Source organism: Pyrinomonadaceae bacterium (assembly GCA_036277115.1).
Lineage (GTDB): Bacteria > Acidobacteriota > Blastocatellia > Pyrinomonadales > Pyrinomonadaceae > UBA11740.
Genome location: DASUNM010000005.1, coordinates 1 through 17731 on the forward strand (window position 1 = coordinate 1; position 17731 = coordinate 17731).

General features: G+C 57.1%; 16 protein-coding genes. 8 read left to right on the top strand and 8 right to left on the bottom strand.

Features of this window, described 5'->3' with window-relative positions; all coding sequences use genetic code 11:
* Positions 1-93 precede the first annotated feature (93 nt).
* Both VFX97_01195 and VFX97_01200 read left to right on the top strand, forming a co-directional pair.
* The gene (locus tag VFX97_01195; protein HEX5701815.1) at positions 94-1428 is read left to right on the top strand and encodes a DUF4147 domain-containing protein; all 1335 of its coding nucleotides are present in this window, start codon (positions 94-96) and stop codon (positions 1426-1428) included.
* Between the two features lie 72 nt (positions 1429-1500).
* Positions 1501-2121 (top strand): cysteine dioxygenase family protein, encoded by a 621-nt coding sequence (locus VFX97_01200; protein ID HEX5701816.1) that lies wholly within the window; start codon positions 1501-1503, stop codon positions 2119-2121.
* Between the two features lie 5 nt (positions 2122-2126).
* On the opposite strand, the gene VFX97_01205 is transcribed toward VFX97_01200, so the two are convergent.
* From VFX97_01205 to VFX97_01220, 4 genes are all read right to left on the bottom strand, one after another.
* Positions 2127-4844, bottom strand: a complete 2718-nt coding sequence (locus tag VFX97_01205; GenBank protein HEX5701817.1) for a ComEC/Rec2 family competence protein — start codon at positions 4842-4844, stop codon at positions 2127-2129.
* Between the two features lie 8 nt (positions 4845-4852).
* On the bottom strand, positions 4853-6043 hold the full coding sequence (locus VFX97_01210) for a class I SAM-dependent RNA methyltransferase (GenBank protein ID HEX5701818.1): 1191 nt from the start codon (positions 6041-6043) through the stop codon (positions 4853-4855).
* Positions 6044-6168: 125 nt separating this feature from the next.
* Complete coding sequence (locus tag VFX97_01215; protein HEX5701819.1) at positions 6169-6882, bottom strand: hypothetical protein; 714 nt, start codon at positions 6880-6882, stop codon at positions 6169-6171.
* Between the two features lie 45 nt (positions 6883-6927).
* A complete protein-coding gene (locus tag VFX97_01220; GenBank protein HEX5701820.1) occupies positions 6928-7731 on the bottom strand; it encodes a type III pantothenate kinase in 804 nt (267 codons plus the stop codon).
* 168 nt (positions 7732-7899) lie between these two features.
* Between VFX97_01220 and VFX97_01225 the strand changes: the two genes are divergently transcribed.
* The 4 genes from VFX97_01225 (at position 7900) to VFX97_01240 (ending at position 10621) form a co-directional block, all read left to right on the top strand.
* Positions 7900-8301 carry a hypothetical protein gene (locus VFX97_01225; protein ID HEX5701821.1) on the top strand — a complete coding sequence of 134 codons (402 nt, stop codon included), beginning with the start codon at positions 7900-7902 and terminating at the stop codon, positions 8299-8301.
* Between the two features lie 48 nt (positions 8302-8349).
* A complete protein-coding gene (locus VFX97_01230) occupies positions 8350-8688 on the top strand; it encodes a hypothetical protein (protein ID HEX5701822.1) in 339 nt (112 codons plus the stop codon).
* Between the two features lie 15 nt (positions 8689-8703).
* Complete coding sequence (locus tag VFX97_01235; protein ID HEX5701823.1) at positions 8704-9087, top strand: hypothetical protein; 384 nt, start codon at positions 8704-8706, stop codon at positions 9085-9087.
* A gap of 229 nt (positions 9088-9316) precedes the next feature.
* Positions 9317-10621, top strand: coding sequence for a PQQ-binding-like beta-propeller repeat protein (locus VFX97_01240; GenBank protein HEX5701824.1), 1305 nt, complete (start codon positions 9317-9319; stop codon positions 10619-10621).
* A gap of 60 nt (positions 10622-10681) precedes the next feature.
* Here VFX97_01240 and VFX97_01245 read toward each other — a convergent pair whose 3' ends face one another.
* The 3 genes from VFX97_01245 to VFX97_01255 all read right to left on the bottom strand — a co-directional run bounded on the left by VFX97_01245 (position 10682) and on the right by VFX97_01255 (position 14437).
* Positions 10682-12031: a nucleotide disphospho-sugar-binding domain-containing protein gene (locus VFX97_01245; GenBank protein ID HEX5701825.1), complete on the bottom strand. Its 1350-nt coding sequence runs from the start codon at positions 12029-12031 to the stop codon at positions 10682-10684.
* 3 nt (positions 12032-12034) lie between these two features.
* Entirely contained in the window at positions 12035-12883 is an 849-nt protein-coding gene (locus VFX97_01250) for a biotin--[acetyl-CoA-carboxylase] ligase (GenBank protein ID HEX5701826.1), read from the bottom strand.
* Between the two features lie 96 nt (positions 12884-12979).
* Positions 12980-14437, bottom strand: coding sequence for a M20/M25/M40 family metallo-hydrolase (locus tag VFX97_01255; protein ID HEX5701827.1), 1458 nt, complete (start codon positions 14435-14437; stop codon positions 12980-12982).
* A 309-nt stretch (positions 14438-14746) separates the two neighbouring features.
* Here VFX97_01255 and VFX97_01260 point away from each other — a divergent pair, with 309 nt between their 5' ends.
* A complete protein-coding gene (locus VFX97_01260) occupies positions 14747-15553 on the top strand; it encodes a cyclase family protein (GenBank protein HEX5701828.1) in 807 nt (268 codons plus the stop codon).
* Between the two features lie 188 nt (positions 15554-15741).
* Positions 15742-16209, top strand: a complete 468-nt coding sequence (locus VFX97_01265) for a hypothetical protein (GenBank protein HEX5701829.1) — start codon at positions 15742-15744, stop codon at positions 16207-16209.
* Between the two features lie 260 nt (positions 16210-16469).
* Here the strand turns inward: VFX97_01265 and VFX97_01270 are convergent, their stop codons facing one another.
* The gene (locus tag VFX97_01270; protein HEX5701830.1) at positions 16470-17717 is read right to left on the bottom strand and encodes a DUF1501 domain-containing protein; all 1248 of its coding nucleotides are present in this window, start codon (positions 17715-17717) and stop codon (positions 16470-16472) included.
* Between the last annotated feature and the right edge of the window lie 14 nt (positions 17718-17731).

Genomic DNA, 17731 nt, shown 5'->3' on the forward strand with positions numbered 1-17731 from the left:
CGAATCCCGAGGCTTCGGGATTCGCTCCACTCTCGATTTGGGGGAGGGTGCAATCGCAAGCTATAAACATTCGGCGCCTACGGCGCGAAGTCCATGTCAAAGATTCTCCAGCTGAGACAAGCGGCACGCGCAATCTTTGACGAATCTTTGCGTGCAGTTGACCCAGGCGCTGCCGTACGCCGCGCTGTTCAATTCAAGGGGACCACAGTTTCGATCGGGGACCTTGACCTTAGTAACCGATGCATTTACGCAATCGCCCTCGGTAAAGCTTCGCTAGCGATGGCCGGTGCCCTCGATACCATTCTGGGGAAATCCCTCACGGGTGGCCTGCTGATTGATCCTCGGCGCTTCACCCTCGATCAGGAAATTTCACTGCCGAAACCATGGTTCTGCTGCACTGGCGGACATCCCTTACCAACCGACGGCAGCCTGTTCGCTGCGGAACAAGCGCTAAAACTGCTGGATCGCGCCAACACGGAGCGCGCGCTGGTGATCTTTCTAGTCTCTGGCGGCGGCTCAGCAATGATTGAGTGGCCAATCAGTAGTGAGATCAATCTCGGCAACATCCGCATGGCAAACAGGACCCTGGTTGGCTGCGGCGCTTCGATCACTGAGATTAACGCAGTGCGGCGAACATTTTCCTTCATAAAAGGAGGACGCCTGGCGGGCAAGGCGCCGAACTGCGACCAGATTACTTTGATAGTCTCAGATGTGCGCGCAGGCGAAGAGTGGAACGTCGCTTCCGGTCCCACACTTCGGCCGCCTAAGAACGCTCCGAAAGGGCAGGAGATTATCGAGCGCTACCAACTAAGGCCTTTGCTGCCTGAGCCGATTCTTCGCGCTATTGATTCCGATGACGGAACGTTGCCTTTAGACAATTCAACGAATGTACGAAAGCACTTTGTGCTTCTCGACAACGACACCGCGCTGGAAGCGGCAGCCACTGCGGCGCGCAAGCGCGGGCTGACTGTCGAAATCGCGCGCGACATTTCCGACGAACCGATAGAGGCTGGCGTTCAGAAGCTTCTGAAGCACCTCAGCGAACTAAAATCGAGTCACGCCGGAGATGTTTGCCTGGTTTCCGGTGGCGAGTTCTCCTGTCCCGTCCGCGGTGATGGTCTTGGTGGCCGAAATCTTGAGACAGCCCTACGTTTGGCTATTCTTGCCGAGGAACATCGGGATCAAATCGGCGAGTTCGTGGCGCTCTGCGCGGGAACCGACGGCATCGACGGTAACAGTCGAGCTGCAGGTGCAATCGTTGACAGCACCACGATTGAACGCGCACGCAGAATCGGATTAGACCCGACCGATTTCGTGGAGCGCAGCGATGCGTATTCTTTTTTCGTAGCGCTTGGCGATGTGATTACGACGGGTCCGACGGGAACTAACGTTCGTGATCTGCGCATTCTGTTGGCTGGCCGGATGTGAGTTTCAAGTGAAGTTTCGAGTTTGAAGTTATGTCAGTTCGCAAATTAAAACTTGAAACTTGAGACCAGAAACTTGAAACCGTTTCACTTGACTCACTTTGACGCGGCGGCTATAAGACTACCTATCGTGCAAGCGATCGAAGCAACCGAACCGAAACCCGCGGATTCCGACTTTCGACTCACCTTCCAGGCTTTAGCTGAAGCGCTCAAATCAATGACCGCCGTCCCGGCGCTGGCCGACGTCTATCGTCTGGTTGAAGGCACGGACATGTCGCGGGAAGAAGTCGCGCCTTATCTCGGTTTCAAGGCCGGCAACTACTCGCGGCATCGCGTAATGAAAAATGATTTTGTCGAGATGCTGGTGCTGTGCTGGAAGCCCGGACAGCGGACGCCGATTCACGATCACAACGGCTCACACGGCGCGGTGTTTGTGCACAAAGGCATCATGTGGGAGACAATTTTTGAGTACGACACCGAAAAGGGATTGCAGTACGCGTCGCATCGCGAGCTGCGCGCCGGCGGCCTCACCGGTTCAGAGATTCCCGACATCCATCAGCTCGGAAATCCCGACGTATCGGGACGCGACCTCGTCACCATTCACATCTACGCGCCACCTTTGGGAGTTTTGAAGACTTATAAGCTGGGCAGCTCGACAATCGAATCCTACACACCTGCCGAGCCGGATTTTGTTTAGGCGCATCAGGGCACGAACGTGCCAACTGTCAGATTCACTCCATCGGTCACCACACTAATCGTTCCCTTCTCTCCCGTCGTCATGACCTGTGCGCCCCTCGCTCGCCAGCGTTCGACAACTTCCGGGCTGGGATGACCGAAGATTGAATGGCGCCCGACGGAAATGATCGCGAGAGTTGGTTGCGCGGTGGCGACGAACGGCTCAGTCGAAGAGGTCTTGCTCCCGTGATGCGGGACTTTAACGACATCCGCTTTCAGTCCCGCTCCGGTTTTGACGAGTGCGGCTTCAGCTTCCTTTTCAATGTCAGCAGTAAACAGAAAGGACTTCTCGCCAAAACGAACGCGCAGCACGAGAGAATCATTGTTACGCGAAGGCGAGCCGGCAGTCTGAATCGGTCGCGGCCACAGCACGTCTATCAAAACGTTTCCGGCGCGAATCACATCACCGGCGCCAACAATTTCCAGCGGAACCCGCGCGTGGCGCAACCCCTGCACAAACTTTGCGAACTCCGCATCATTCTCCGGCGCGCGCGCCACGATGGCGCCGCGGACTTTGAAATTGCGCACGATGTCGTTGAGGCCATCGATGTGATCTGCATCGGCATGGGTCGCGATGAGATAATCGACGCGATCCAAACCTCGCGACCACAAATACTGTGAAACCACCTGCTCCCCGATACTGCGGGTGTCGCGTTCAATTGCTGGCTCTCCGTCTTCGCGGTCATTTTTTGCCCAGCTTAAGTTCGGCTGGCCACCGCCGTCGATCAGAATCGTAGTTCCGTCCGGCGCAGTGAGGAGCGCGCTATCGCCTTGTCCAACGTCAAGAAACTCAACGCGCAGTCGTCCATCAGGTGGCGTCGCGCTGAACGGGTGGACCACAACAACCAACAAAGCGATTGCCAAGCCGATCGCCGCCGTCTTCACCGTTCGCCGGTTAACTCCAGTAGACGCGTGAGACCGCAACGGATTCCATTTCGACAAGGATCCGACTAAAGCCGCCAGCAAGATGAAGTACACGGCGTAAACGCCCGCCGCCAACCCGCTGTAATGCGGCAGCCGTATTGAACCAAGCCCCAAAACCGAAAGCGGATCGATCGCATGAGTCATCAACCAGTTCGTTTTTTCGGCAAACAGGACCAACAGTCCGCCCAGCATCGTGCTGACTTGCGAGACGAGCACGGCAGCCAACGCGGTCAATGCCAGGACCACCATCAAGACGCCGACAAAGATGTTCAATAGAAGTGACGCTATTGATACGCGATGAAAGTACAAAATCATCAAGGGCAACAGAACAATTTGCACGCTCGCCGAAATAACGATGGCCGACAAGGCGTAGCGCAGGATCTTCTGAACCCGCCAGCGTTCCAACTTCGCGGCAATCGGAGTCCTGAACAAACGATACTGGATGTTCGACGCGGCCATTTCAGCGCGCCATTCGCGTTCGCTCCAGAACAGCGCTTCGGATAATGTTTTCAACCAAGCCGAACACCGCGGCGGGTACGGAGTCACCATCGTCGGCCGCCACGTGCCAACGCGTCGCATGGTTTGCAGCAACGGCAGCGTTACACAGACGATGGCAACCACCGATAGAAACGTTAATTGGAACGAAGGATTGAAGAGATCGAGGGGATTCAGCACGAGCAATACCAAACCAGCGCCCGCAACCGTGTTCAGCGAATTCGCGCGCCTAGATACGACCGGAGCGAAAGCGGCGAGCGTGAACATCAGCGCCGCCCGGGTAACTGAAGCTTCGGCGCCCACGGCGATCGCGTATGCCCACAGAAACAGTGCGGCCAGCAGAAACTGAAGCAGCTTCTTTTGAGTTACCCGTCGAACGATCAGAATTGCCACACCCGCGATAAAAGCGATTTGTAGTCCGCTAATTACCAGGATGTGAAACGTGCCACCCGCGCGAAAGCGTTCCGCCGCCCCGGCTGAAATGTTGTGCGGGTTGCCAAGCAGTGCGGCATTAAGAACGCCGGCCGTCTCTGCCGAGAACCTTTGCTGAAATTCTGTCTGCAGGCGCGCGCGCCAGCTGTAAACCCAGGCGAGCGGCACGAACACTCGTTCGTCATCCATTCGTTCAACCAGCAGCGGACTCTTAATTATTCCGGTCGCATCGTAGCCTTTGCGCTCGAGGTATTCGGTGAATTGCGAGACTCCCGGATTACGAAAGTCATCTTCGCGATCCAGCTTGGTCATGACTCGCAGGCGCGTGCCGTGATGCAAGGCGAGCGCGTCGTATTCCTGCTTACGCTTTTCAGTTGAAGTTGGAACAAGGAGGAAGACAGTGCCGGAGGCATCACTTTCGATGGCCTTGAACGCAACTCGCTCGACCCGCATCGTGAGATAGAAACTGTGCGGCGCCGGTTCAGGTTCGCCGATGACTACGCCCACGATTTCGACTGGGTCGCCCGGCCCGATGGCGCCCTGGTCGTACATCGTCGAAATACGATTCGCAGCCGGCGGAAGGTCGGTTGAACGCACCAGCACCATCCCGGTGCAGAAAAATGCGATCAGCAGTGCGAGCGTGGACGCAAACAGCTTCCCACCCTTGAGCGCTAGCAGACAGACGATCGATGCGGCGACGGCGACGGGCAGCACAATCGCAAAAGATCGACTGTTGAGCTTTGCGTAGTGCTGAACGACTATCCCGCCGCACAGTGCAATCGCGGGGGACAGGAGGGGAGCGGTAACAAATCGAGGTCGCGGGAGAATCAACATGGACGTCCTCAACCAGTGAGGTGAACAACCGTCTCAACGTGATGCGTCTGTGGAAACATGTCGAAAGCCTGAATCGAACTAATCGAGTAGCCGCCGGCGATTAGCTTCTTCAAGTCGCGCGCGAGCGTGGCCGGATCGCAGGAGACGTAGCAGATCCGTTTTGGTTTCAAACGGACAATGCCCGAGATCACACGCGACTCAGCGCCGGTGCGGGGCGGATCGAGCAGAAGGAAGTCGACGTCGCCATCACAGCAATCCAGCCAATCGCCGACGTCCTGATTTACAACGTCGGTATTGCTCAAACCTGCTTCCGCAAGGTTGCGGCGCGCAAAATCGCTCGCCGCGGCATCGTCTTCAACCGCGATCACATTCGCGAATCGGCGCGCGAGCGGCAGAGTGAACAATCCAACTCCCGAATAGAGTTCAATGGCCGTTTCGCCTCTCGCGTCACCCAACGCAAAGTCGATCAGAGCCGGTACGAGATCGAGGTTCGTCTGAAAGAAACTGTTCGCGTTCAGGTGATAGCGCTCGTCACGAATGGTGCGGGTGATGCCGGCCACGCCGGCGCCCCGTCCGCTGACATCCGCTGCAACCGAAACTTCTTCGTCACCAACAACCGCGCGGAAGTAGCGCGCGTCGTCAGGCAAATCGCCTTGCGTCATCTGCGCGCGCAACGATTCGAGTTCGCTTTGAAGCTCAGGCACGAGCACGGCACACTCGGCAACGTCACACACGTCGCGCGAGTTAGCTTCAAAATACCCAAGCCACCGGCGTACCGAAGCGTATTGCCATTGCGCACGCGCGCGATAGTGCCACTCGTTTGGCGCCGCAGTAATTTCAAATCCCGGGATGGCTTCGATACCACCGACACGCCGCAGACAATCACGAATGATTTCGATTTTCGCGGCGAGTTGTGCCGTGTAGCTTAACTGCTGGAAGTTGCAGCCGCCGCAGCGACCGAAGTAAGGACATGGCGGCTCGACCCGAACAGGCGCGGGCTCGAGAACTTCGACGATTGAAGCAAAGCTGACGCTTCCCTTTACCCGATCGATGCGCACCCGCAAGCGATCGCCGGGCGCGGCCAGCGCAACCATGACCGTCCGGCTGTTGGCATGGGCCAGGCCCAGTCCCCCCGGAAGCATTCTCTCGATGACAACTTCGAGAGTTTCATCGGTCTGATCGTTTATCGGGAGGTTCATCTGGGAAAATGTCTCCCTATGGAAGTTCAACCGCAGCTAACCCAACTTCGCGGGGCTCGTACGATATACAGCGCGCGAACGATACTCCGTTTTCGGCCGGCACTCAAGAGTTCGCGTCGGGCGGATCAGAGATAGAAGAGGCTCAGCCGAGGTACTCCAAAGTGATCGCGCAGACGTTTGCGCAGGAGATTGTCGCGCGTTTGTTCAAAGGTGGCCTTGTCCATGTGACGCTTGTAAGGCTTTATCTGCGAATCGATCTCAGAAAGCATCGCCGCGAGTTCCGTTTCCTTTATGACCGCGCGAATGGAGTCATCGAGCAAACGATCGACCCCCGTTAAAGATTCTTCCAGCTTGCGCGTATTGGGGCTGGCGCTGCTCGAATAGTCGTCGCGAATCTCGGTCAACAACGAAAGCGTGCGAGCTAAGGCTTCGCTGAACGAGTCTTCCTGTTTTCGATCTTGCGCGAGTTGCCGTATTTCATCGAGAGATCGGGCGAGGTGTTCGAGGATTGCGTCGCGCGAAAACGGGGAGGTGTCCGCTGCAGGCGAGGATGTCTCGTCCGCCGGCTCGTGGCTGCCTACTCTGGATTCAAGCCATTCCGCGTACTGCGCTTCGACCTCTTCCTGACAGTACAGAAGCGTCTTGACGGTGCGCTTGTGTTTCTTCGACTCGTACGAATCGAATGAGTGTTCGATGCCGCGCAGCGCGACGTGCAGCGGCACGCCACGCTCTTTCCAACTTTCGATCAAGGCCCAGTCGATTGGGCTCAGCATCAAGTGCTTGCCGCGGCGGCGAATGAAAGTGTCTTCGATTTCTGAGAAGTAGGAAAAGTAGTTCAAAGTCTAATGTCCAATGTCCAACGTCTAATGTCGAAAGTGAAGCCGTTACTCTGCGGACTTTGGACTTTGGACTTTGGTTTTTGGACTTATTGTTCGCTCGTAAACCAACCTCAACCCTTCCAGCGTCAATGTCTCGTCGACTTCCTGGATGAACTTTGAGCCGCGCTCGATCAAAGGCGCGAGGCCGCCCGTCGCAATCACGCGCGGGGAACGGCCAAGTTCATCAATCATCTTCTTTAAAATTCCATCGACGAGGCCAACGTAGCCGTGGTACAGGCCGGATTGCATCGCTTCGACCGTGGCCGAACCGATTACTTTCTGCGGACGCTTGATTTCGACACGCGGCAATTTTGCGGCACGTTCAAACAAAGCGTCGGAAGAAATCGTGATGCCCGGCGTGATCACTCCGCCGAGGTATTCGCCGTTTGCGTTGATCGCGTCGAAGGTGGTTGCGGTGCCGAAATCAACAACGATACAGGGCTTGCCGTATTTGTGAATTGCCGCGACGGCATCAACGATTCGATCGGCGCCGACGTCTGACGCCGGTTCATAAAGAATCGGAACGCCGGTGTTGACCGTGTCGTCGATAAACATCGGTGTCAGATGAAAGTAAGTTTCGGCCATCCGCTTCAGGGTGAAATTTACCGGCGGCACGACTGAAGCAATTGCGATCCCGCTGATTGATTTGAAATCCAGATCGGCAAGCGCGAATAGGTTACGTGCGTGTACACCCCACTCATCAACCGTGCGCGAACGCGCCGTCGTCAGACGCCAGTGTGTCAGCAGTTTCTCGCCGTCAAACACTCCGAGCGACGTGTTCGTGTTGCCAATGTCGATTACGAGTAGCATGAATTTGTGATATTAGCAGGACGGGCAAGATAATGCGGAAGAAGGAGTATTATCAAGCCCAGTCCGGATGTTGTTAGTCTCAGGTTGCTCAGCAATGTAACTGCAAAGGTCGCAGCGCCTGGTCAACTCTGACATTAGTTGTAAATTCTTTGAGGCATACGACAGTCGATGGCGCCCAGCAAAGACATTCAGCCTGTCCGCGAACAAATAAACATGCTCGTCCGATTGTATGAGCATCATCTCGATCTGTTCTGGAGATGGATCACGCTATATGTCACGATCGCCAGCGCGATCAGCGTTTACATTTTTAATAAAGAGATACCGACATCGACCCGGCGTTTATTTCCTATTCTGATTGGCGTAGCTTCATTGGGAGTGACCTTCGGTTGCTTGATCATGTGGTCCTGGCTCCGAGAGTTTGAGAATGAAGTGAAACGGCTGACCTTTGAAATCGAGGCATCAAGCCGTCCCAGTTTCTTAGGACTCAGAATGACGTTAGCCGCCATGATCGTGTCGTTCCTCTTTGCGGTTTTCAGTTTCCTTTACGCAAAGTTTGGCTCGTTCATTTGAGTTTTAATCTTAAGCGCCTCGTCGGACGTCTTCACGAGAGGATGCGTTATGTGGATTATGATCGCCGGCCCCTACCGGAGTGGCGCGAAGTCGGAAGCGGACCGAGAACAGAATCTGGCTAACCTCAACCGGGCCGCGTACGAATTGTTTCGAAAGGGCCACGTTCCCGTTGTGGGGGTCAACTGCGCGCTCCCCCTGATAGCAGTAGCGGAATCCGACGCGTACGAGTCGATCATGATGCCGCTCTCTCTGGCACTGGCCGATCGCTGTGACGCCGTCCTGCGGCTTGATGGCTTCTGCCCCGGTGCCGATGAAGAGGTCAACAGGATACGCAGCCGGGGCGGCGTAGCGTACTACTCGGTCGCGGAGGTTCCCGACGCTAATTGATCGGTCGAACTCGCCATGATGTCCTTTCTCATTCCTGATCGCTTGCCCAGTATCATCGTCCTGGTCGGGTTCTGGATTCCGCCCGCCATAGCTGGCTGGCTCGCGGGAGAGTTTCTTCAGCGAACCACCATGCGTTACCGAGCGGCTGTGACGTACGCAGTCCTGACGATTTTCGTCTTGGGCTACGCGGCAGCGTGGTTCTTTTTCAATCTCAATGCGATACCTCCGTACTTGCCCGGGGCCACCCAGGATCCAAAGTTCGCACCGCCAGAGGCCGTCAAGGGACTCGCCGTCGTAACGTGTGCACTCATACTGCCTGGCAGCGCGATCGCCTGCCTGTTGGCGTTTCGCATCGCGCGCAGGCTCAGGCGCACTTTTGCTGCCCGAGTGTCCGCCTGACCAAGGAACATCAACCGCTCTTGCTTCGTAATGCTCAACGTCACAAGAGCATGGGTGGTGTCCGAATCTACCTTTGCGTTACTTTGCGACTTGGAGTCTTTGCGTGAACCTGCATCTTTTGCAAGGAGCAACTAAGCCCGCCAAGAGACTCGCGGAAAGACGCAATTAAGACACTCCATGATCGTAACGAATGCTCGAACGCGAGCCGCCGGAGGTCTTTGCAACTGAAATGAAATCACGATTATTAGCCACCACTACAGCGCTTTCTTTATTCGTCCTGGCCGTCTGCTTCGCCACGGCTGCCAACATGTCGGCTTCAGCTTCCGACTGGCCTCAATGGCGAGGACCGGAACGGACTGGGGTCTCGTCAGAGACCGGCCTCCTTAAACAATGGCCGACCGGCGGCCCGAAATTGCTTTGGCAGGTCAACGACATTGGGGACGGCTTTTCCGGCCCGTCCGTGGTCGGCACGCGAATCTATTTGGTGAGCAATCGCGGGATGGAGAATGAGTTTGTTCAGGCGCTCTCAACTGAGGATGGAAAAGTTATCTGGACCACCCGCATCGGCAACGTAGGCAATCCGGATCAGAACCCAAAATATCCGAAGGCCCGATCCACTCCTACCGTTGACGGCAACTTCATCTACGCCCTCGGCTCGGATGGTGATTTCGCCTGCCTTGAAGCCAAGAGCGGCAAGATTCGCTGGCAGAAGAGCCTCAGGAAAGATTTCGGCGGCCAGCCGCACGAGTGGGCGTATGCAGAGTCTCCGCTGGTTGATGGTGACCTCGTGGTCGTAACGCCGGGTGGCGCGCAGGCGACGATGGTGGCGCTTAACAAAAAGACTGGCGCAGTCATTTGGAAATCTGCGATTCCCGGCGGCGACCCGGCGGGTTATGCATCGGCGATCGTCGTGCAAGGAGGCGGTCGCAAACAATACGTGAATTTCTTGAGCCAGGGCGTCGTGGGAGTTGATGCGAAGACGGGTGAATTCCTCTGGCGCTACAAGGAAGTTGTCAAAGGCCCAGCCCAGGTTTTCACCCCAGTCGTGCGTGGCGACTACGTGTACGCTGGGGCCCTTGGCATCGGAGGCGGGCTCGTCCGCTTGAAGCCCGACGGCAAAGGAGTCGCGGCGGAACAGGTCTATCTGGAGCGCAGTCTCCCAAACGGTTTCGGCGGAGCGGTGCTAATCGGTGACTACCTTTATGGCACTGAACCGGCGGGGCAGCAGATGGTCGCCGTTGAGTTTACGACGGGTAAGGTGATATGGAAGGCTGATGGTCTCGGCAGGGCTTCGGTCGCCTATGCCGATGGGCTCTTATATGTTCACGCCTGGAAGGGAGATGTCGGGTTGGTTGAGGCAACTCATGAAGGCTATCGCGAAAAGGGCCGCTTCACTCCTCCGGTTCAGCCGAAGTCTAACCAGGGGTCGCCGTATGGGGATACGGCGTATGCTCATCCGGTGATTGCTAATGGGCGACTTTACATTCGGGATTCCGGAACGCTGTGGGCCTACGACATCAAGGCAAGCCGGTAGTCACTGGGAGCGTCCCCCGCATCCCGTAACCATAAACGCGGACATGCCGAGTCGCTTCTACTATCCGCGTTGCGCAACTTTCTCAATTTCATCCGCCGCCACGCGTGTGCCGTCTTCCTGACTCACGGCTTCGCCGACCCTTTTCGCAGCTTCCGCATAACTCGGATTATCAAGTAGCTTTCGCAACTCGCGCGTCGCGGACTCGGCGTCGTAACGCGGACGCGGTAGAGAACGTCCGCAGCCTAGCCGCTCAACTCGCGCAGCGTTATCAAATTGATCGTGAGCGTGCGGCACAAGCAAAACCGGTTTGCCTGAGCGCATCGCCTGACCCGTTGTGCCGACGCCGCCCTGATGAACGACCGCGCACGCGCGCGGTAGGACCTCACTGAAGGGTGCGTACTCGAACGCGGCGATGCCGGCAGGTAAAGAAGCCGGCAGGTTTGGCTCATGGCCAATCAAAAGCACTGCGCGCCGTCCCAGCGCTGCGGCCGCGGTGATTGAGTCGCGATAGAAATCTCGCGCGACCCAAAACGCTGAAGAGCCGAGCGTGAAGACAATCGGTGGCGCGCCGGCGTCAAGGAAGTCCGTCAGGCCCGCCGGCATCGCGGTTTCGCCAAAGTAGTCGCGACGATCGTAAAAAGGAAAACCCGTGATGACCGTATTGGCTGGCCAGTCGGGTTGCTGCGCTCCCAGCAGTTTCGAATACAGCGCTAAAACCTTCGTCGGCGAATGCTGCCCTTCGAACAAAGGCTGCCCGCCACGCGGCAATCCGAGATCGTTGCGCAGGTCATAAATTGGCTTCGCCAACTTATCCAGTTTGATTCTCGCGAGCGCCATCACGCCGCGACCCACCCACGGACTCAGGTTCATGAAATGGTAAAGCCAGGGCCACTGCGGCGGCACGATCGGATCGTAAACTGAAAGAAAAGAGGCCGGCGCGAGCACGCTCGAAACCCAGGGCAGACGCTTCTTCTCGGCGACCATTGTGCCCACGAATGGGAGTGGATGGGTCAGCAATAAATCCGCGTCCTTCGTCGCCGCATCAAGATCGGAATAGATGTCGCGCAGGTGCGGAAGGATTAAATCGCCGATAGCCGCCGGGCCCGTTTTCTGGTCCATCAATTTCTCGATCAGCGCTCGTATTTCCGGCGTGTCGTCGTAAGAAGGCACGTCAGGCCGCACGGGATGGAACTCGATTCCGGCCGTCTCCATCTTTTCGCGATACACCTCAGAGGTGGCAATCAGTGGACGATGTCCGCGCGCTTTCAGCTCAAGCGCAATCGCAATGTAAGGATGAATGTCACCAAACGAGCCGAAGGTCGAGATAACGATGCGTTTGGTCTCCATGGGGTTTTCGATCTTAGTCGCTTCGTCTTCGCGCGGCTCGTCCTTGAGCGACTTTTCGCGCAAGGCTTAGGCGCCGCTATGCGCCCGCAAGGCTGTGACATCACCAGCCCGAACAATCCTAATCTTGCCGTCAGCCGTTTCAATTCGCAGCGCGCCGTCGCTTTCAAGTCCACGCGTGATGCCGGCGAAATGTTCGTTACCCAGTGACACGCGAACCATTCGGCCAAATGCGTAGGACGAGTTTGCACACCACTCGCGGATGGTGTGTTCGCCGCCGCTATCACTGCTGAGCATTTCGTAGCGTTCACTTAGTGCCTTCAGAAGCCCGTTCACCAGAATATCGCGATTGACATCACTCCCGGTCACAGATCGAATCGAAGTAGCTTGCGGTTTCAACTCAGCCGGAAAGTTTTCATCGTGGAGGTTTATTCCGATACCGACGATCGCGGCTAACCCACTTTCCGTTTCAACCGTCTCCGCGAGGATGCCGCACAACTTTCGATCACTCACGCAGATGTCGTTCGGCCATTTGATGTCAACTTTCAAATCGCACGTTCTGAAAAGTGCGTCGTGAACCGCCAGCGCGGCCGCCAGGTTAATTAGCGGCCAGCGCGCCAAATCAAACTTCGGCCGGAGAACAATGCTGAGATAAAGACCGGCGTCTTTCGGCGAGTGCCAGCTTCGATCCAACCGGCCACGGCCGCGCGTCTGCTCGCGCGCGATAATGCACCGGCCTTCGCCGGCACCGGCTTTGGCCTGGCGCATCGCTTCGAGATTGGTCGAGTCGATCGAATCGAAATGAAGAATTTGGAAGGCGCCGATTTGGAGTACGCCGGCAGATTTAGAGTGCGCCGGCAAAGTTCCGACTTGTCGGGGCGACGACGGCGCTTTGGATGGTGGTTGCCTATCCGACATTCACAAGACGAAAGCGCGCCGCCGACTTTCTCTCACTCCGTAGCGATTGAGTGCCAAATGAAATCCAAAGCGGCCTCGAAGCCACCGCACTCCAAATCAGCGCGGCAACTGCTGCGGCATCGACGCGAGCGTGTAGATCAGCGTAGCGACTACCGCGCAGTTCTCCTGAAGGTCGCGCGGATCGATCTTATCCAGAGTGTCGGCCGCCGTGTGATGGTAATGAAAGTACGTGCGCGTATCCTGGAGCGGCGCGAATGTCGGCACGCCGAACGGGGTGAGTACGCTTATGTCCGCGCCCGTGTCTTCTACCAGACGCGTCACACCCGCACCCTGCGTTTGCAGAATCGTCGCCAGCGGTTGCAGCAGCGCCAGAATCTCAGGTTTGCCCGCAGCATAGAAACCCATCGGCCGGCCGGCTCCGGCGTCGGCTTCGAGAGCGGCAAAATGGTTGGCCATCTCGTTCTTGTGATCGTTCGCGTAAGTGCGCGCGCCCATCAGACCATTTTCCTCGTTCATCCAAAGCACCACGCGAATTGTGCGCTTCGGCCGCAGCCGCAATTGCTTGAGCAACTGCACAGTTTGCATTGCCATCACGCAGCCCGCGCCGTCATCAATCGCACCCGTGCCCAGGTCCCATGAATCCAAATGGCCTGAGACGATCACGATCTGCTCAGGATGCTCGCTGCCTTTCATATCAGCGACAACATTGTAGCTAACCGCGTCCGGAAGAGTTTGAGGCGTCAACAGCAAACGCATTCGCACGCGGCCCTGCGCGGCGAGGTCAGCCATCATGTCGGCATCTTCCGATGTGACTGAGGCGGCCGGAATTTTTGGAGCGTCGTCCGCATAACGCATCGCACCCGTGTGCGGCAGCCGGTAATCAGCGCCTCCGGACGAACGGTTTAGGGCTGCCACTGCGCCGAGCCGGGCCGCCGCGCTCGCGCCGGCTCCGCGATAAATCACCGATTGACCGTAAGCTGGACCCGAAAGGCCATTGTCCGCTAAACGCTGATCGAACTTCGCATTAAACAGAACGATTTTGCCTTCGACACGCCGGCGGCCAAGCGCGGTCAATTCGTCAAAGTTGTTCACGACCACAACTTCAGCCATCAGCCCATCCGCCGGAGTCGCGACGCTGCCGCCCAACGCCGTCAATACAACCTTCTGCGTGGTTCCGGGCGCCATGTGCGGATACTCAACCAGCGCTCCGGTCTCTTCGCCGCGCACCCAGTGCGGCACCATCACCTTTTCGAGTTTCACTTCGAGGCCCAGTTTGCGCAGCTCCGCCGCTGTGTATTCGACGGCTTTTTGCGCTTGTGGCGAGCCGCTCAGCCGCGCGCCAATGTTGTTCGACAGATGCGCAAGCTGCCGGTACGCGTAATCGCTCTCGAGCGCCGCTTTCTGAATCGCTTTGATTTCCGAGATCAGTTTTGGATCGTAAGTCGCGGATTCAGGTGGCTGCCGTCGCTGAGCAATGCTGGGCGCGAGCAGCGAACTGACAGCAAACAGGAAACACAACGAATGGATCAGTATTCGGCGACGACGCGAGTTCATGGATTGGGCCTCGGTTGTTTAGTTGGAATCAGATCGTTCGCAGGATAAACCCAATCGAGCGAACCGCGCCACTCAGCAACGAGAGAGTAGCGAACACGTGTGCAGATCAGCGCCAGTCTCCGCCGGGGCATTAGCCCGACCGTTAGGGAGGGCTCCACTCGCGACTTAATGAGCCCTCCCTAACGGTCGGGCTAGTGCCCCGAACCAGCGCTATGCATCAGCAGCAAGCAAGAACCTTTGCACGTTAAAGTGTTCGTGTGAATAATCTGCTCCGCAATAAGTTCGCACGACATCTATCGAGGATCCAAAATGCAGAAAGCTTACGCGCTCATCTTTGTCTGTTGTCTGCTCGCTGGTTGTACTCAGACCAAAACGGAGCCGGTTCAGACGTTTGATCTCTCCGGCGCAACGATTATCGATCTGTCCCATCCGTTCGATGCGCAAACAATTTACTGGCCGACGGAAGACGGATTTAAGTTTGAGAAGGGCTTCGACGGCCACACTCCGCAGGGTTTCTATTACGCCGCGAACAAGTTCGCCTCTCCGGAGCATGGCGGAACGCACATCGATGCCCCGAAGCATTTCGCGATTAACTCGCACACCGTCGATCAAATTCCGTTGAAGCAGTTGATGGGCAACGCGATCGTCATTGACGTGACGAAGCAGTGTGAGGCGAATCGCGATTACCAGGTGACGGTGGCCGACTTTACCGCGTGGGAATCGCAGCACGGAGCGATTCCGAGGGACGCGATCATCCTGCTCCGCACGGGCTTCGCCAGGCACTGGCCCGATCGTGTGAAATACATGGGCACGGACGAACGAGGCGCCGGCGCGGTGGCGAAGCTTCACTTCCCCGGCCTGCATCCTGATGCGGCGCGCTGGCTGACGCTCAACAAATCGATCAAAGCCATCGGTCTCGATACGCCCAGCATCGACTATGGCCAATCGACGCTGTTCGAAAGTCACCAGATTCTGTTCGCCAAGAACATCCCCGCGTTCGAAAACGTTGGCGACATGAGCGCGCTGCCGGCAAAAGACTTTCTCGTGATCGCACTGCCGATGAAGATTGGCGGCGGCAGCGGCGGGCCGCTGAGAATTGTCGCCGTTGTTAAGTAATCAGCCGCGGATTCACGCAAGTCTGTTTTGGCTCTCCTCTCCGCTCGCGGAGAGGGGTTGGGGGAGAGGTTGAACGCGCATAACCCCACCCCTAACCCCTCCCCGTTTACGGGGAGGGGGAAAGTTGACGCCGAAAACCGGCTCTTGTATAAGCTGCCTCGTTTTTCAACGAACACAGAGGACCACACATGAACCGAACTATCGCCGTAGCGCTTCTGCTAATAACCTGCTTCGCCTGTACTAAGAAATCGGCGAATCAACCAGCCACTGCGGGAAATCCTTCCAGCGGCACAATGACCAGCACCGACTCGAAGACCTCGAACGCCTCGACCGGGACAAGAGACTTGAGCGGCACATGGATCGCCAACGAAGGTCCCCGAGTGTGGGAGTTGGTGATCACCAAAGTCGATGACAACACCTGGAACGCCTCTCCGACACTGATCAGTAATTCGGAGAAAGATGGCCTGATCGACTACGGCCCGCCGGGCAGCAAGGGAGATGAACTGGTTATCGTCAGCGATGGCCCAGGCAAGTTCCGCGTGCGCTATGCGAAAGCGGAAAACTTTCACGGCGCGAGTTTCTGGAACGGCACGGGGACCTACGACGATAACAGTTTCAACTTCGCGGGGGTTTACACCGGCAAGCGGAAGAGCTGAACGCCGGCGCCATAAAAGCTGTCCCAGTTGCAACCGCGGGGCGCTTGATATGTGGGTGCCTTCCTCAAACCCCGCCGGCCAGCGCGGCGACTGAAATGGATCCTGGATTTTGTCATAGATAGTAAGGCCTCTTGTGCTGGAAGACTGAGCTCGAAAGTATTGTTTTCTAAGCGCTCGATGAGCCTCAAAACCGCAACAAGAGCCCGCGGAAGGGATTCCACGGGCTCTTGACTGTGCTTACGTTGATCTCAGGTTCAGGCTTAACCCAGCACGCCCCGAAACTTCGCTCCCGTATAACCCGGAAACACTGCTTTCAGGTCAGTCGCGCCGAGATGTTTCTGAGCGACTTCGCCAAAGACATCTCGAAAATCCGTCGTCAGCGCCAAGTCTCGACCTTCATATAACTGCGAAGACTTAAGCCCGGGCCAATCGCCGTACACTTTCCCGCCGCGAACCGAATTACCAAGGACGAACATTGCGTTCGCGTGGCCGTGATCGGTACCGCGGTTGCCGTTCTCGCGCGCGGTGCGGCCGAACTCAGACATCGAAAGGATCGCGACATCATCCATGCGCTGGCCAAGGTCAGCATTCAGCGCCGCAATTGCTGAACTGAAATTCCGCAGCAGGTTGCTCAACTGTCCCTGCTGGTTTCCCTGGTTCACGTGCGTGTCCCAGCCGCCGACTTCCGTGAAGGCGACCTCTAAACCGACGCCGGCCTTGATCAACTGCGCAGTCTGCCGCAGCGCGTTGCCGAATCCATTCGCCGGATAGTTCGCGCCATTTTCCGGTTTGTACTGTGCGGGATTCACCTGCTTCAGATAATTGATTGCTTCGAACGTCTCTTTGCCGGTGCCGCGCAAAGAGTCGTTGGCCGCTTGATCGTAGATTTCTTCAAAGCCACCTTGCACCGAGGCCGATGTCTGGCCGGCGCGAATACGAAACTCGGCGAGATTCGACATGGCGATCGCGGGCGCGCGCCCCTGCATCGCGCGCGGCATCTGCTGCGTCATCGCGACACCGCGGAACAGAGACTTCGAGTCGGTCTTACTTTGCAGGTAGCGATTCAGCCAGCCATCGCGCGTAGACTTCACTCCCGGCGTAGCCGACTCCATGTAATCCTGCGCATCGAAATGCGAACGCGTGTTATCGGGCGAGCCCGACGCGTGCACGATCGCGAGCCGCTTTGAATCCCACAACGATTTGAACGACTGCATCGACGGATGGAGCCCAAAGAAACCGTCCAGGTTGATGGCCGCTTCCGCGCTGCCATTCGGTTTCGAGATCGCGATATTCGGCCGCAGATCGTAGTAAGCGCTCTCGCCGAAGGGAACGACCATGTTCAGTCCATCAACCGCGCCACGCTGAAAGATCGCGATCAGCGTCTTGCGCCGTCCGGTTTTCTCGATCGCTTGCGCCAGCGCGCGTCGCAAGAATGAAGGCGTGACGGCCATCGCCCCGAATGACGCTAGCGCGATGCTGCCGGATTTAAGAAAGTATCTTCTATTCATAAAAACCTCGTGAA

Excerpts from the sequence above, each read along its gene's own strand:
- VFX97_01195 (HEX5701815.1), top strand. The coding sequence starts at position 94 with ATGTCAAAGATTCTCCAGCTGAGACAAGCGGCACGCGCAATCTTTGAC.
- VFX97_01205 (HEX5701817.1), bottom strand. The coding sequence starts at position 4,844 with ATGTTGATTCTCCCGCGACCTCGATTTGTTACCGCTCCCCTCCTGTCC.
- VFX97_01210 (HEX5701818.1), bottom strand. The coding sequence starts at position 6,043 with ATGAACCTCCCGATAAACGATCAGACCGATGAAACTCTCGAAGTTGTC.
- VFX97_01220 (HEX5701820.1), bottom strand. The coding sequence starts at position 7,731 with ATGCTACTCGTAATCGACATTGGCAACACGAACACGTCGCTCGGAGTG.
- VFX97_01225 (HEX5701821.1), top strand. The coding sequence starts at position 7,900 with ATGGCGCCCAGCAAAGACATTCAGCCTGTCCGCGAACAAATAAACATG.
- VFX97_01230 (HEX5701822.1), top strand. The coding sequence starts at position 8,350 with ATGTGGATTATGATCGCCGGCCCCTACCGGAGTGGCGCGAAGTCGGAA.
- VFX97_01235 (HEX5701823.1), top strand. The coding sequence starts at position 8,704 with ATGATGTCCTTTCTCATTCCTGATCGCTTGCCCAGTATCATCGTCCTG.
- VFX97_01240 (HEX5701824.1), top strand. The coding sequence starts at position 9,317 with ATGAAATCACGATTATTAGCCACCACTACAGCGCTTTCTTTATTCGTC.
- VFX97_01250 (HEX5701826.1), bottom strand. The coding sequence starts at position 12,883 with ATGTCGGATAGGCAACCACCATCCAAAGCGCCGTCGTCGCCCCGACAA.
- VFX97_01255 (HEX5701827.1), bottom strand. The coding sequence starts at position 14,437 with ATGAACTCGCGTCGTCGCCGAATACTGATCCATTCGTTGTGTTTCCTG.
- VFX97_01260 (HEX5701828.1), top strand. The coding sequence starts at position 14,747 with ATGCAGAAAGCTTACGCGCTCATCTTTGTCTGTTGTCTGCTCGCTGGT.
- VFX97_01265 (HEX5701829.1), top strand. The coding sequence starts at position 15,742 with ATGAACCGAACTATCGCCGTAGCGCTTCTGCTAATAACCTGCTTCGCC.
- VFX97_01270 (HEX5701830.1), bottom strand. The coding sequence starts at position 17,717 with ATGAATAGAAGATACTTTCTTAAATCCGGCAGCATCGCGCTAGCGTCA.